The sequence below is a fragment of the Streptomyces pactum genome (assembly GCF_002005225.1).
GTDB lineage: Bacteria > Actinomycetota > Actinomycetes > Streptomycetales > Streptomycetaceae > Streptomyces > Streptomyces pactum_A.
Window position 1 is genome coordinate 7,735,624 of sequence record NZ_CP019724.1, and the last position, 14,561, is coordinate 7,750,184.

Annotated in this window: 12 protein-coding genes and 2 pseudogenes; 6 read left to right on the forward strand and 8 right to left on the reverse strand. The window is 70.1% G+C overall.

Annotated features, from left to right (window positions below):
• Positions 1–198: 198 nt before the first annotated feature.
• The gene (locus B1H29_RS33865) at positions 199–714 is read left to right on the forward strand and encodes a hypothetical protein (RefSeq protein WP_055420314.1); all 516 of its coding nucleotides are present in this window, start codon (positions 199–201) and stop codon (positions 712–714) included.
• On the forward strand, positions 711–2,858 hold the full coding sequence (glgX, locus tag B1H29_RS33870; protein ID WP_055420313.1) for a glycogen debranching protein GlgX: 2,148 nt from the start codon (positions 711–713) through the stop codon (positions 2,856–2,858). The genes B1H29_RS33865 and glgX overlap by 4 nt, the downstream gene beginning before the upstream one ends.
• A 13-nt stretch (positions 2,859–2,871) precedes the next feature.
• On the opposite strand, the gene B1H29_RS33875 is transcribed toward glgX, so the two are convergent.
• Entirely contained in the window at positions 2,872–3,675 is an 804-nt protein-coding gene (locus B1H29_RS33875; protein ID WP_055420312.1) for a VOC family protein, read from the reverse strand.
• Positions 3,676–3,902: 227 nt separating this feature from the next.
• On the opposite strand from B1H29_RS33875, the gene B1H29_RS33880 reads away from it, so the two are divergent.
• Entirely contained in the window at positions 3,903–4,238 is a 336-nt protein-coding gene (locus tag B1H29_RS33880; RefSeq protein WP_107095343.1) for an ANTAR domain-containing protein, read from the forward strand.
• Between the two features lie 20 nt (positions 4,239–4,258).
• On the opposite strand, the gene B1H29_RS33885 is transcribed toward B1H29_RS33880, so the two are convergent.
• Entirely contained in the window at positions 4,259–5,050 is a 792-nt protein-coding gene (locus tag B1H29_RS33885) for a SigB/SigF/SigG family RNA polymerase sigma factor (protein WP_055420888.1), read from the reverse strand.
• A 301-nt stretch (positions 5,051–5,351) separates the two neighbouring features.
• Here B1H29_RS33885 and B1H29_RS33890 point away from each other — a divergent pair, with 301 nt between their 5' ends.
• Positions 5,352–5,876: a hypothetical protein gene (locus B1H29_RS33890; protein WP_055420310.1), complete on the forward strand. Its 525-nt coding sequence runs from the start codon at positions 5,352–5,354 to the stop codon at positions 5,874–5,876.
• 18 nt (positions 5,877–5,894) lie between these two features.
• Here B1H29_RS33890 and hemC read toward each other — a convergent pair whose 3' ends face one another.
• From hemC to B1H29_RS39960, 4 genes are all read right to left on the reverse strand, one after another.
• Entirely contained in the window at positions 5,895–6,830 is a 936-nt protein-coding gene (gene hemC, locus B1H29_RS33895) for a hydroxymethylbilane synthase (protein WP_055420309.1), read from the reverse strand.
• 69 nt (positions 6,831–6,899) lie between these two features.
• Positions 6,900–7,676 (reverse strand): NPP1 family protein, encoded by a 777-nt coding sequence (locus tag B1H29_RS33900; RefSeq protein WP_055420308.1) that lies wholly within the window; start codon positions 7,674–7,676, stop codon positions 6,900–6,902.
• 145 nt (positions 7,677–7,821) lie between these two features.
• Positions 7,822–8,802: an ATP-dependent DNA ligase gene (locus B1H29_RS33905; RefSeq protein WP_055420307.1), complete on the reverse strand. Its 981-nt coding sequence runs from the start codon at positions 8,800–8,802 to the stop codon at positions 7,822–7,824.
• Positions 8,803–9,000: 198 nt separating this feature from the next.
• The gene (locus B1H29_RS39960; protein WP_267891963.1) at positions 9,001–9,354 is read right to left on the reverse strand and encodes a hypothetical protein; all 354 of its coding nucleotides are present in this window, start codon (positions 9,352–9,354) and stop codon (positions 9,001–9,003) included.
• A 68-nt stretch (positions 9,355–9,422) separates the two neighbouring features.
• On the opposite strand from B1H29_RS39960, the pseudogene B1H29_RS33915 reads away from it, so the two are divergent.
• Together B1H29_RS33915 and B1H29_RS33920 are read left to right on the forward strand one after the other, a co-directional pair.
• Positions 9,423–9,988, forward strand: a pseudogene (locus tag B1H29_RS33915) (AraC family ligand binding domain-containing protein); the annotation flags it as partial.
• A 121-nt stretch (positions 9,989–10,109) separates the two neighbouring features.
• Positions 10,110–10,739 carry a class I SAM-dependent methyltransferase gene (locus tag B1H29_RS33920; protein WP_079160613.1) on the forward strand — a complete coding sequence of 210 codons (630 nt, stop codon included), beginning with the start codon at positions 10,110–10,112 and terminating at the stop codon, positions 10,737–10,739.
• Positions 10,740–11,258: 519 nt separating this feature from the next.
• On the opposite strand, the pseudogene B1H29_RS40085 reads toward B1H29_RS33920, so the two are convergent.
• Both B1H29_RS40085 and B1H29_RS33930 read right to left on the reverse strand, forming a co-directional pair.
• A pseudogene (locus B1H29_RS40085) lies at positions 11,259–13,262 on the reverse strand (tyrosine-type recombinase/integrase); the annotation flags it as partial.
• 14 nt (positions 13,263–13,276) lie between these two features.
• A complete protein-coding gene (locus B1H29_RS33930; RefSeq protein WP_055420305.1) occupies positions 13,277–14,557 on the reverse strand; it encodes a tyrosine-type recombinase/integrase in 1,281 nt (426 codons plus the stop codon).
• Positions 14,558–14,561 lie beyond the last annotated feature (4 nt).

The window sequence follows — 14,561 nt, forward strand, 5'->3', positions numbered from 1 at the left end:
GTTCTTCACACATGGTGCACGGGCGGTGACGCGCCGTCTTGTTGGATCTTCAACCGCTTTCTCGTGTTGCACGAATGGGCTACCGCTCCCACTCTGGAGTGACTCAGGAGCGATCAGTGCTCACGCTTCGTGATTCGGGGAGCTCGCCCCCCAAGGGGCGAGGAGGAGCGAGAGCTTTCGCGGTGAGGAGCCACGACGATGAAGACCGCAGTGCCCTGCTACTACCACCTCGATGTGGAAGTGAGCCCGGAACGGGTCGGACAGGTCAGGCGCATCCTGGCCGCTCACCTCCGGTTCTGGAACCTGGAGAACCTCGTCGAACCCGTCTGCTCGGGCGCCGAAATGCTGCTTCGGGCGATCGACGAGCACGCGAGCGACAAGAACACGTCGATCGAGATGTGGTGGAACCACCAGCACCTCATCACGGCCGTGGGGGGCAACGACCACGCGCTCCGTCCCGACCAGGACCTGCGCACCTGCCTCCAGCACCTCGCCGCCACCAGCGACGGCTGGGGCTGCTGCGCCGCCGACACCGGGGCCAAGGTCATCTGGTTCTCGCAGCGTGCCCGGGCCGGCGCACGCGTCCCGCTGGTGGCGACGGCGCCGGAGCCGATCACCCAGGAGGGGCTGGAGGTGCCACGCGAGATCACGCCGGTGGCCCGACTGGCCGGACCGGCCAGTAGGTCGAACGGCGTTCTGGAGGAGGCCCGGTGACCCGCGCCCGGCCGAACTGGAAGGGGTCGCCCGTGTGGAGCGGGCACCCCTACCCGCTGGGGGCCGTGTACGACGGACAGGGCACCAATTTCGCACTGTTCAGCGAGGTCGCCGAACGGGTCGACCTCGTCCTCGTCGACGACGACGGCACCCACGGCACCGTCCCGCTGCCCGAGGTCGACGGCTTCGTCTGGCACTGCTACCTGCCCGGCGTCGGCCCGGGGCAGCGCTACGGCTACCGGGTCCACGGTCCGTGGGCCCCGGCCGTGGGCCACCGGTGCAATCCGGCGAAGCTGCTCCTCGACCCGTACACCCGGGCCGTGGACGGGCTGGTGGACAACCACGCCTCCCTCTTCGAACGGGCCAAGAGCAGGGCCGACCCGGGGGACAGCGCCGGGCACACCATGCTCGGCGTGGTCACCGACCCGTTCTTCGACTGGGGCGACGACCGCCCGCCCAGGCGCCCGTACTCGGAGAGCGTGATCTACGAGGCCCACGTGCGCGGCCTGACCCGCACCCACCCGGACGTGCCCGAGGAGCTGCGCGGCACCTACGCCGGACTGGCGCACCCCGCCGTCGTGGAGCACCTGACGTCCCTCGGCGTGACCGCCGTGGAGCTGATGCCGGTGCACCAGTTCGTGCACGACGGCGTCCTCCAGGACCGGGGCCTTTCCAACTACTGGGGCTACAACACCATCGGCTTCTTCGCGCCCCACAACGGCTACGCCGCCCTCGGCACCCGCGGCCAGCAGGTCACCGAGTTCAAGTCGATGGTCAAGACCCTGCACGAGGCCGGCCTCGAAGTGATCCTCGACGTGGTCTACAACCACACCGCCGAGGGCAACGAGAAGGGCCCCACCCTCTCCTTCCGCGGCATCGACAACGCCTCGTACTACCGCCTGGTGGACGGCGACTGGCAGCACTACTACGACACCACCGGCACCGGCAACAGCCTGCTGATGCGGCACCCCTACGTGCTCCAGCTCATCATGGACTCGCTGCGCTACTGGGTCACCGAGATGCACGTCGACGGCTTCCGCTTCGACCTCGCCGCCACCCTGGCCCGGCAGTTCCACGAGGTGGACCGGCTGTCGGCGTTCTTCGACCTCATCCAGCAGGACCCGGTGATCAGCCGCGTCAAGCTGATCGCCGAGCCCTGGGACGTGGGCGAGGGCGGCTACCAGGTCGGCAACTTCCCGCAACTGTGGTCCGAGTGGAACGGCATGTACCGCGACGCGGTACGGGACTTCTGGCGCGGCGAGGAGCACACGCTCGGCGAGTTCGCCTCCAGGCTGACCGGCTCCTCCGACCTGTACCAGCACAGCCGGCGCCGCCCCCGCGCCAGCGTCAACTTCGTGACCGCGCACGACGGGTTCACCCTGCGCGACCTCGTCTCCTACAACGACAAGCACAACGAGGCCAACGGCGAGGGCAACCGGGACGGCGAGAGCCACAACCGGTCCTGGAACTGCGGCGCGGAGGGCGAGACGAAGGACCCGGCCGTACGGGAGCTGCGCGGCCGCCAGCAGCGCAACTTCCTCGCCACGCTCCTGCTCTCGCAGGGCATCCCGATGCTCTGCCACGGCGACGAACTGGGCCGCACCCAGCGGGGCAACAACAACGCCTACTGCCAGGACAACGACATCTCCTGGGTCGACTGGCGGCTGAACGGCGAACAGCGCGCGCTGCTGGACTTCACCCGGCGCGTCATCGCGCTGCGGGCCGGCCACCCCGTCCTGCGCCGGCGCCGCTACTTCCGGGGCGACACCCCCACCCGCGCGGACCAGCCGCTGCCCGACCTGGTGTGGCTGCTCCCGGACGCGCGGGAGATGACCGACGACGACTGGCAGCGCTCCGACGCGCACGCCGTCGGCGTCTTCCTCAACGGAGACGCCATCGCCGAACCCGACCCGTGCGGCCGGCCGGTCCAGGACGACTCCTTCCTGCTGCTGTTCAACAGCCACTGGGAGCCGGCCGACTTCCGGCTGCCCGACGCCACCTACGGGGAGCGCTGGGCGACCCTGATCGACACGGCCGATCCCGAGGGCGTCCCCGACGAGGCGGAGCACAAGGCGGGCACCGTGGTGACCGTCGAACAGCGCAGTCTGTTGCTGCTCTCCCGGCCCTCCCGCACCGGCCGGTGAACGGCCCGTGAGGTCAGCCCAGGCGGCGCGCGGTCACCGTGAACTGCGCGCCGTCGGCGTCCCGGAGCACGGCCTCGTCACCGCCCAGCGACAGCACACTGCCACCGTGGCGCTCGGCGGCGCGGGCGCAGGCCGCGACGTCCTGGACCGCGAAGTGGACCTGCCAGTGCGGCCGGATGGCCGGGTCGGGCGCGGCTCCCAGCGCGCCCGACTCGATGCGCGCCACCACGTCCCCCTGGTTGCGCAGCACCACCTCGTCGCCCTCGTACCGGACCTCGCAGCAGCCGTTGGGCCCCGACGCCCAGTCGAAGATCTCGCCGTAGAAGATGGCGGAGTCGAAGGCGTCCCGCGTGTGCAGCCGGATGAACGCGGGGCGCGAGGTGCGCCAGGTCTCCCAGTCCGAGAACAGCTCGCCCTCCCAGATCCCGAAGGTCGCGCCGTCCCGGTCGGCCAGCAGGGCCGCCCGTCCGGGCGGGAGGGAGATCGGCCCGACCGCTGCGGTGCCCCCGCGCTCCTGCGCCCGCGACACGGCCTCGTCCGCGCTGCGCACGGCGAAGTACGGCGTCCACGCCACCGCCATCTGCCACATCGCGGCGACCGCGGCGATACCCGCGACCGGTGCCCCGTCGACCAGGGCGATCCGGAAGGGTTCGCCCAGCTTGGCGGGGCGCCACTGCCAGCCCAGTACGGCGGAGTAGAACTCCTCGGTGGCCTTCAGGTCACGGCTGGTCAGGCTCACCCAGCAGGGGGCCCCGTACACGGAGTGGGTGGAAAGAAGGCTCTCCTGGCCGGCGGGGGAGGTCATGTCGTGGTTCATGGCAGTCGCGTCCTGGTCTCGTCCACCGGCAGTCACCGGCTCCACACCAGTGTCCGGCCGGGAGTGCGGCGGGCGCCTGCCGAGTACCCCGGCCGCCACGCCGAAACGGTGGCGGACCAGGCCCGGCCGGCCCAGTGGCGCGAGGATGCGCGGGTGGCGACGATGGATGCGTCGGAACGGTACCGCACGGCACAGGTGGCGGGGACCCGCCGGATCCGGAGGTGACCATGCCCACGGACTCGGGCTCGGACCAGATCGGCTCGGACCAGATCTTCCAGTTGCAGGAGCAGGTCCGGCAGCTCAAGGAGGCGGTCGTCTCGCACGCCGTCGTCGACCAGGCGATCGGGATGGTCGTCGTCCTCGGCAGGGTGACGCCGGACGAGGGGTGGATCGTACTGAAGGAAGTTTCCCAGCATACGAACATCAAACTCCGCAATGTGGCGGAAATGATACTCATCTGGGGGCGCACCGGAGTGATGCCGCCGGGAATCCGGGCCGCCCTCGAGGACTCCCTGGACCGCCACGGCCCCGTACAGATCCCCGGCGAGCCGCCCGAGCGCTGAGACCGCGCGCCGGAACCGTCTCAGCGGATCTCCGCGAGGATCTCGTCGCGGATCCGGTCGAAGCAGCCGCTGAGCAGCCGGGAGACGTGCATCTGGGAGATGCCGAGCTGCTGCGCGATGCGGCTCTGCGTCATCCCGCCGAAGAAGCGCAGGTAGAGGATGGTGCGCTCGCGTTCGGGCAGCGCCTCCAGACAGGGCCGGACGGCCACCCGGTCCACGACCGCGTCGAAGGCCGGATCCGGCCCGCCGAGCGCGTCCCCGAGCGCGTACCCGTCGGTCCCCGGCATCTCCGCCTCCAGCGAGAGGGCGGAGAAGCACTCCAGCGCCTCCATGCCGGTACGGACCTCGACCGTGGTGAGCTGCGCGTGGTCGGCGATCTCCTCGATCGTGGGGGCGCGGCCCGGCGTGGTCTGGGCCAGCTCCTTCGCGGATTTGCGTACCCGGTTGCGCAGGTCCTGGATCCGCCGCGGAACGTGCAGGGTCCACATGTGGTCGCGGAAGTGCCGCTTGATCTCGCCGGTCACGGTCGGCACGGCGTACGCCTCGAAGGCGTGGCCGCGTTCCGGGTCGTAGTGGTCGACGGCCTTGACCAGTCCCAGGGCCGCCACCTGGTAGAGGTCCTCCAGGTTCTCCCCGCGACCCCGGAAGCGGACCGCGATCCGCTCGGCCATGGGCAGCCACACCTGGATCAGTTCGTCCCGCAGCGCCTTGCGCTCCGGGCCCTCGGGCAGCCCGGCGAGCCGGTCGAAGGCCGCGGCCGTGTCGGGAGCGTCGTCGTGCGGATGGGGCTTGGTTCTGCCGGCGATACGCATCATGCGCACCTCCCTCAGCAGGGGTGCGGGCAAGTCCTCATATATATGGATACTGAGCGCGATTCTCCCGGACGGCCACCCGAACGGCTGCGGACCGGTGAGCGAGACGGCGGCGCCGCCGAACGTGATGTGCGGCACGCTCTGGGTGATCGCCCGGCGGGGGCGCCGGCGGATACTTCCTGCGCAACGCTTGATCACTGATCAAAAGGGGTGAAGCCCCTGGCCACAGCGCATTCCGCTCATTTGACAGTGCACTGAGCACACAGATAGGAAGCAGCGTCGAGAGGTCGAGAGGGGCACCGTGTACGAGCCGAACGTCGTCGGGGACTGGCAGGAGTACGACGAGCACGCCGGTCTGCGGGTCCGCGTCCACCGGCTCGAGGCCGCCGAGCCGCCGCGTGGACGCGACGACGCCGCCGAGGGGCTGACGTACTTCTGCGTCCGGGTGACCGTCGAGAACCGGGGCGGCCGGCAGCTCGGCATCCACCTGGAGGACGGGCAGATCGACGTGCGGATCGGTCCCGACGGGGAGAGCGCGTTCCTCGACTGGCGCAACTCCCAGTTCATCGAGGGTTTCGACGTCTACCCGCTGCGCCGGGCCACCGCCGTGCTCTACGCCGCCGGCCCGGAGGCGAGCCTCGGCCAGGTGGACGTCCAGGTGCAGGTGCGGGTGGACGAGGAGTGGGCCGACCGCCGGCTGTGGACGGGCGGCCTCGGGCTGCCCGACGGGAGCGCCGGGACCCTGTCCGGCACGGTGCGGGACGACGGGGTGGCGCACCAGGTGAGCGCCTTCCTGCGGGGCCAGGCGGAGGACGGCTCCGCCTGACCCCCGGGCGGCGGCGCCTCAGTGCGCGATGCCGTCGATGATCTCGCGGGCCCCCTGGCGCAGCAGGGTCACGGCGACCGACGTGCCCAGCGTCGCCGGGTCGAGGCGGCCGGCCCACTCGTGGGCGTTCAGCCGTGTCTTGCCGTCCGGGGTGAAGACGCAGGCCCGCAGGGAGAGTTCCCCGCTCCGGTCCACGCGGGCGTATCCGGCGATCGGGCTGTTGCAGTGCCCCTGCAGGACGTGCAGGAACATGCGTTCCGCCGTCGCCTCCCGATGGGTGGGCGGGTGACCGAGACCGCTGACCGCGTCGATGAGGGCGGTGTCGCCCTCACGGCACTGCAGCGCGAGGATGCCCGCGCCGATCGGCGGCATCATCGTCTCGGGGGAGAGGACCTCGCTGATCACGTCACGGCGGCCGATGCGCTCCAGGCCGGAGACCGCCAGCAGCAGGGCGCCCGCGTCACCGGCGGCCAGCTTCGCCAGCCGCCGGTTGGCGTTGCCCCGGAACGGCACGCACCGGAGGTCCGGGTGGGTGGCGGCCAGTTGGGCGACGCGGCGGACCGAGGAGGTGCCGACGCGGGTCCCGGCCGGCAGCTCGTCCAGGGTGAGCCCCTCCGGGTGGATCAGCGCGTCCCTGATGTCGTCCCGCTCCAGGAACGCGGCGAACACCGTGCCGGCCGGCAGCGGCCGGTCGGCGGGCACGTCCTTGACGCAGTGCACCGCCAGGTCGGCCTCACCCGACAGCAGCGCGGCGTCCACCTCCTTCGTGAACGCGCCCTTGCCCTCCACCTGCGACAGGTCGCCGAGCCACTTGTCGCCGGTGGTCTTCACCGGCACGACCTCGGTGCGCACGTCGGGGTGGAGGGCCGCCAACTCGGCCCGGACGCGCTCGACCTGCGCCAGGGCCATGGGGGAGTCGCGGGAGACGATGCGGATCAGTTCGGGGGCGGACATGCCGACACCATAGTGCTCACCGGGGCGCGTCGGTTGCGTGGTTCGCTCGACCGGCCCCGGCCGGTCGCCTCAGGCGTGCGGGTCGAAGGGGATGCCGGAGGGCTTGGCGGCCGCCAGGTGGGAGGCGAAGCTGCCGTCCTTGAGGCCGAAGTTGGCGCTGCCGAAGTCGTGGGAGCTCAGCTTCTCGCGCAGGCCGGCCGGATAGCCGTTCCAGCCGACCAGCGTCGGATACCGCCAATCGCCCCGGTGGTTCTCCGGCGGCTCGTCGCCCGAGGTCGCCAGGCGGAAGCAGTGGGTGCTGATGCCGTCCTTGTGGTAGACGATCTTCGGATGCGTGCCGTCGAAGCGGACCGCCGACCTCGCGTGCACGCTGAACGAGCCGTGGTTGGAGGTCGAGACGTACTCCACGGTGCCGTCCCGTACCCACACCACGACGTGCTCCCAGTCGTGCCTGTGGCCGCCGAGGCTGCTGCCGGGCAGCGCCTGGTCCTTCTCGAAGTAGAGGCCGTACATGTAGGCGCACCAGCCGCCGTCGCACTTGGCGCGCGCGTAGCCGTTGGTGTTGTCCAGGTCGGAGGCGTCCCGGCAGTTGCCGTTCAGGGCACCGGTCGGTTTGAGTCCGCCGTTGACCGCGCCGTCGGCGCCGATGGCCGGTGTGGGATAGCAGCCGTCGGTGTCGTAGTCGTAGGCGGGCTGGTACGCCCGCTCCAGGCCGTCGGCGTTGCCGGGCAGCCCCGGGGGCGGGGCGGCGAAGGCGGTGGCGGGGAAGGCGACGACGAGGGCGAGCGCACCGAGCGGTGCGGCGAGCCATCTCTTGTGGCGGGTGGGGGTGGTACGCGACGACACCGCGTCCTCCTCTGATTCCGGGCGCAGCCCAACGGCTGTGGGGGGGGAAGGGAGTTCAGGGTCCCGTCTTTTCACTTCCGCGCCAAGGGGGCACGGGCGTCCCGGTGGTGAAGGGCAGCCCAATACTTGACGCCGCATCACGTGGTCACACCAGGTCGTCCGGAATGTCGGCGGCCGACTCCTCGGGTGCGAGGTCCGGGCGGAGCCTGAGCCAGGACGGCTGGCGCAGCATGCCCTCCCGGGTGCGGGTGCTGTACCGGACCTCGCCGACCAGCCGGGGGACGGCCCAGCGCGCCCCCGGCACCGGCGGTACGGGGTCGAAGGGGCACACGTCGCTCGCGGCGGCCCGCAGCAGCGCCGCCAGTTCGGTGCGCTCGGCCGCGCTCCAGCCGGTGCCGACCCCGCCCACGTAGCGCAGCCGGCCCGCGGCGCGCTGGCCGACCAGGACGGCGCCGGGCAGGCCCGTGAGCCGTCCCTTGCCGGACAGCCAGCCGCCGACCACGACGTCCTCGCTGCGCATGTTGCGGATCTTGATCCAGGCCCGGGAGCGGACCCCCGGCTCGTACACCGAGTCCAGCCGCTTGCACACCAGGCCCTCCAGGCCGTGCTCGCGGGTGGCCCGCAGCGCCTGCTCGCCGTGGCCCACCAGCGCGGCCGGGGTGGACCAGGACGGCCCGCCGAGGCCGAGACCCGTCAACCGCTCGCGGCGGCGGGTGTAGGGGAGACGGAGGAGGGACCGGCCCGCCAGGTGCAGGGCGTCGAACAGCACCAGATGGACGGGGACCCGCGCCGCCCGGTGCGCCGCCCGGCCCGGGGCGTGCGCCAGGCCCATGCGGGACTGCAGCAACTGGAAGTCGGCGCGGCCCTCTTCGTCCAGGGCCAGCACCTCCCCGTCCAGCACGGCGGCGGTGGAGCCGAGCGCGGTGCCGAGTGGTGCCAGTTCGGGGTAGGCGGCCGTGATGTCGTGGCCGGAGCGGGCGCGGAGCAGCACGCTGCCGTCGCCGGGCAGGTAGACCACCACGCGCTGGCCGTCCTGCTTGGTCTCGTAGGCCCAGCGCGCGTCCTGCGCGGCGGACGGCAGGGCACCGGGTGTGGCGAGCATGGGAGGGATCAGCGGCAGCTCCACGGGTCAGTTCTCGACGCAGCCGTGCGCCGTCACGCGCGTTGCCCGCCAGGTTCGCCTGAACGGCGTCGGTCCCGGGGCGGGGCGGCGCCGTTCAGGTTGCCGACCCCGAGCCGCCGCGCCCGCGTACGCGCCTTCGCCGCGCCGCCCGGGTGCGGGACCCCGCGCCCGGACGGCGCGGCGAAGGTGTCGGAAGGGTGCTCACCGCACATCGGCGTCGCCCGCCGCAGGCGTACCGACGGCGGGCTTCGTCGGGAGCGGGGCGGGTTCCCGCAGGCCGCACAGGAAGAGCCGGCCCACGGCGGGCAGGACCACCAGCGGCAGCAGCGCGGCCCGCACAGACGTCGCGTCCGCGAGCGCGCCGACCGCTGCGGAACGGCGAGCCCGCCGACGCTCACCGTCAGCCCCAGCGTGACCCCGCACGGGCACCTGCCAGCACCGGGCGGGCGCCTGCCAGGATCCGTCGGTCACCCGCCAGCCCTCGGCGGTCATCTGCCAGGGCGCGGCGGGCACCTGCCAGCACCGGGCGGGCGCCTGCCAGGATCCGTCGGTCACCCGCCAGCCCTCGGCGGTCACTCGCCACGACGCGGCGGGCAGCCGCGGCCACCCGGCGGCGGCCTCCGATGCCGACGTCTCCGTCCGTCACACTCTCACGGCCCCCACCCGCGCCCAGCGGCTGACCGCCCGGCAGCGCATCGACGCGCACCGGCACGACGATCACCAGATCGTGTACGCGGTCTCCGGAATCATGGCCGTGACCACCGGCGCCGGGACCTGGTTCGCAGCCCGGCACCCGGGCCATCTGGATCCCGGCCGGCACCGTGCACGCCCACCGCGCCCACGGCCGCCTCGATCTGCATCTGGTCGGCCTGCCCGCCGGTGAGAACCCGCTCGGCCTGGAAACCCCGGTCGTCCTCGCCGTCGGCCGCTGCTGCGCGAACTGATCGGCGCCTACACCCGTGACCCGGGCGACGCGGGCCCCGAACGCCGGCGCCTCCTCACCGTCCTGTGCGATCAGTTGCGGGCCTCGCCGCGGCAGCCGCTGCGTCTGCCCACCCCCACCGACCCCCGGCTGGCGGCGGTGTGCGCGCTCGTCCACGCAGCCCCGGCCGACACCCGCACCCTCGCCGCGCTCGGCGCCGCCACCGGGACCGGGGAACGCACGCTCAGCCGTCTCTTCCGCCGCGAGTTCTTCTCTGAACTAACGAGATCGTCCCGTGATCAGGTGACGGGACGGTCAGCCCTGAGAGGAAGGGCCGGAATGGGGCCGGAGAACGGCTGCGAACGGCGCGGGTGTTAGTTTCCTTCCCGTGTTAAAACACCAGGACGAGACCAGGGCGGCCTACGACGGGGTCGTCGAGCTGTACGCGTCGATGTTCGCTAATCGGCTGGAGACGCAGCCCTTCGCGCGGAACATGATCGGCACCTTCGCCGAGCTCGTGCGTGGCACGGGGAACCTGCGGGCAGCCGACGTCGGGTGCGGACCCGGTCATCTGACGGCCATGCTGCACGACTTAGGGCTGGACGCCTTCGGACTCGACCTCTCCCCAGCCATGGTCGCCCACGCTCGGCGGGCCCATCCAGCGCTGCGGTTCGACGAAGCGCGGATGGAGGCCCTGCCGGTCGAGGACGGCGCGCTCGGCGGAGTGCTGGCCCACTACTCGATGATCCATACCCCACCTGGGGAATTGCCCGCGCTACTCGCCGAGCAGGTGCGTGTCCTGGCACCAGGGGGCCTGCTCCTGGTGTCCTTCTTCGGGACTGAGGGACCGGAGCCGGTCCGCTTCGACCACAAGGTGGCACCCGCCTATAGCTGGCCGGCGGAGCAGTTTGCCGAGTTGCTGGCCGGGGCCGGACTCGTCACGGTTGCTCGGTTGCTCCACGACCCAGCGTCCGAGCGGGGCTTCCTCGACACCCATTTGCTGGCCCGGCGCCCGTAGAGCGTGGGTCGTGGCCTGGGGCGAGGTGGTGTAGATCATCCGCGTGGATGAGGCTCGGCTAACTTGAAGGTCCTCTTGCCGTACTGATTTGTGTCGCGATCTGGGCATGCCGAGATCGATCACTTGGCGTTGACGGACTTGCTCTGCATCGAGCTGCATGAGCTTCTCCTCTGCGCTGGCGAGGCTGACTTGGAGTCCTTCGATCTCACCAAGCCATCCCTCCTGTTCTGCTTCGGTGATTCGGGCGATCAGGTTGTCGCGGATCTCGACGAGGCGGTGTCTCTGAGCCGGATCCGGTCGGAGCATGGAGCATCGAATACACGCGTGTTCGTGGATGCAGGGAGTTTCGAATGCGCGACCGCAGATCCCGATGGACAGTTTGCGTCGCTCGAAGTGTCCGAGGAAGGCATCCCATTCCTCGTTGGTGGGGGTTCGGTATTCCTCACTGGGGCGGAGTGCTCGGCGCCGGGCGATGAACGCGCGATGGGCTTCGATGGCCTCGCCGGGATAGATGGCGTTGTATCCCATGGTCGTGTTGATGCTGGTGTGCCCGGCGATGACCTGCGCGATGTGCGGGGGAAGGCCGCTGCGGATGGCATCGGTGATGAAGATCCGCCGAAAGTCATGGGGCGAGAAGTCCAACGGCTGCCCGGCTGAGTCGGTCAGATTCGTGGAGGCCAGCACCTCTTGAAGTGCTTGGCGCAGGAGCTTCGGGGAGAGGCGGGAACTCTCGCCGCTGCGGCACCACTGGAAAAGCAGTGGCATCTGCGGATTCCAGGTCTTCTCGGCCATGTCATAGCTGGAGACGTAGGGAACGGCACCGCTGCGCGGGTCGCGGATGCGGGCGATGATCGCACTGAGCACATCGGCGAGCTCCGGGCTGACCAGGATTACCCGCTCCTCATCGGTCTTGGACGGCGCGATCTGCAGGAGGGGGACGATCTCGCCAGTTGTAGGCAGTCTGTACTGGATCAGGCTGTGATGGCTGGCCTCCAGCATCTCCTCGATGCGGACACCAGTGTGCTGAAGAAACTCGACCATCGCCCAGGCCCAGAACGCGCGGCTCTCGGCGAGGGCGAGGTCGACGCGCCGGCCGGTGGCGATGTTCACCGCCCAGGTCGTGCCGTCCTTCGCTGCCCGTCTGAAGGTGTCGCCCGCGAAAGCGAACTGATCACCTGGCGGGGTGTCCATCAGAGCCTGTAGTCGGGATTTGGCCTCGTTCAGGCATGTTGAAGCCGCTCGGGCGACAGCGGGCAGAGCCGGAAGTCGTTCCCGCGTCCGGTGGTCCATTCGGGCTTTGCGCCGCTTGTTGTCTTTCACGACAGCGACATCCGCGTCCTTGATCGGACTCGGTACCGCCCAAGGCCCCCAGCGCGCCGGCTCGTCGATGGCCCACTGGGCGATGTCGAGATAGAACGCCCGGACGGAGAGCATGATGCTGGCGACGTTGGCGCGCCCGGTCACTACTTCACGCACGTTGCCGTCTGTCTGGCGGCGCCGTTCGATGCGGGTCTGGCATCTCTGCTTCCAGGCCGCGCTCACCTCGGGCGCCAGGCGGAGTGAGTCGATCCCTGGATGATGTTGTTCCAGATCCCCCCAGAAGTTACTGGCCAGGTGCCGGGACAGATTGTTCAGGGACGTGTAGTCGAGACCCGGCTGTCGCTCTTTGAGATAGTCCACCAAGAGATCTCGGACAGGGCGGCAGCGGACACCGAACCGGTCGACGAGCTGCTCCATCGACACCTGCCCACTCGTGTTGGCCAGGTAGCGCAAGGAACTGGGAGCTTCTGCAGGCAGGGTGCCCAACTCGCGGAGCCAGGCGTAGAAGAGGGTGTTGCCGCGCGCTTTGACGCTCGCGGCTTTGTTCGCCGCTTTGAGTGCGGCGAGATACTCCACGGCGTCGCCAACGGTGATGTCCGCCAAGGCTCCGCCCTTGGCGGCCACGATCTTGACCAAGGAATGCAGGGCATCACGCCCAACCTTGGAGGACCACGTGGCAGATTCGATCCCCGCTTCAAGCTGGGCGAATCCTTCCGGGTCGCGGGCAGGGATCAGCCCGATCCGCAGGCTCGTCATGTTGGCCGAGGTCCGTGACAGCAGCCAGGGGAGGGCGGGCCTGACAACATCGGCGCAGATCAGACTGAGCAACTCTCCCGACAGCGCCTGCCGCTGCGAGGGCCCAGCAGCCGTTCCGATCCAACCGGGTGCAAACCGGACCCAGTCATTGCCAGGACGCGTGCTCGCGGGACTGGCATTCCAGCGCTGCTGCCAGGTGGCCCCCGGAAAGGTCTCCAGCCACTGCAAGGTCTGGCGAGCTCCGCGGATCCTGGCTCTGTGCTGCTTCACGTTCGTCGGCCGCAAAGGAGTTTGCTCCAGACGAGCCAGGATGTCGGCTCGCGCGCGTGCAGTGGCCGCCCAGTGATCCTCGGCAGGTCTGGGCGGGAAGCGCAAGGCGACGGCTTTCAATGCCTCGCCGGCCAGGCTCAGGGACGCGGGAGGTGCGACATGCGTCGTGACGGACATGGTCTCCGTAGGTGTCACCAGGCAGTCCCGAAGAGGTTGTTGAGGGATTCAGGGTTGTAGCCGGCGGCCGGAGGCGCGGGAGTCCGCTCGGCGGACTTGGCCCGTCGGGCATGGTGTGCCCGAACATGTTCGATCACCTCGTCCCGGTCGGCCGGAAGATAGAGCTGTGTTGTCGACAGGTGTGCATGACCGAGCACCCACTGCACGTCGGTCAGCGGCATCTTCGGATCCCTCGCCAGCCGATAGGCGGCGGTGTGTCGAAGATCGTGGAGAGTCCAGTTCGAACCGACCAAACTGTTGGCCCGGTTGAACATCGCACGGGCCGCCGGATAGTTCAGGGGACGCCACGGGCGGCGCAACGTCCACCACAACCCCTCGTTCTGCCCGCGGGGCACCCCAGCCCGCCAGGCGCTCTCCTGATAGAGCCGTAGCCAGACGAAAGCGTCCGCTGAGCAGGGGAGTTGTTGATAGGCCCGGCTCCCCTTGCGGACCACCCCCAGGATCTGTTGGCCGGGCAGCGCGTCGCGTTGCCGGCTGGTGAGCAGTTCCTCAGCGCGAGCACCGTTGGAAACCCAGAACGCCAGCAGAGCTCGATCACGGTCGTGCTTCAGCGCGGCGAACAGTGCGTTGAACATCGTGTCGGGGATCCGCCGAGGGGCTCTCTTGGGGATGGCCGGCCGGTAGCGGACCTGCCGTTCGTGGCGAAACCGCTCGTCAGGGTTGTGGTGAGCATGTGCCCGGCCATGGCGTCGGGAGCGATCCAGTGGAAACGGGTTCAGGATCGGCCCGGTTCCTTCGGCGAGGTGGAAGTCGTAGAAGGCCCGCAGGACGGTCTCGCAGTGCGCTCGCGTTGTCGGCGCGTATCTCAGCCCTGGTGACGACTTTCCCGTGATCGGATTGGGGGCTCCGGGAGGCAACTGCTCCGGTACTGGCTTTGGTGCTGTCTCTGTCTTGATGTCCCGTCGGTGGCGCCAGTGCAGCGGTGCGGGCTTGTTCGCGATCTTCATCCAGCGGGCGAAGTCCCGAGCGTCCGACCGGTCTGCACGGTCCCAAGCGACACCCCAGCCCCACAGGAAGCGCCACCAGCGCAGCAGATCCATTCCGTACGACCGGATCGTGGCTGCTGACCTGTCACAAGCCAGCAGCTCCGCGAAGAAGGCGGCCACGGGTTCGATCTCGACGCTGTCCGCGTCCAGGAGGACAAAGGGCTTCCATTGATCTCTCGTCTCCGCCAGTTGTCCGGCCTCGGGCAGCACGAAGCTCGCTAACTCCCTCTCGGGATCACGTTCAAGCATCCAG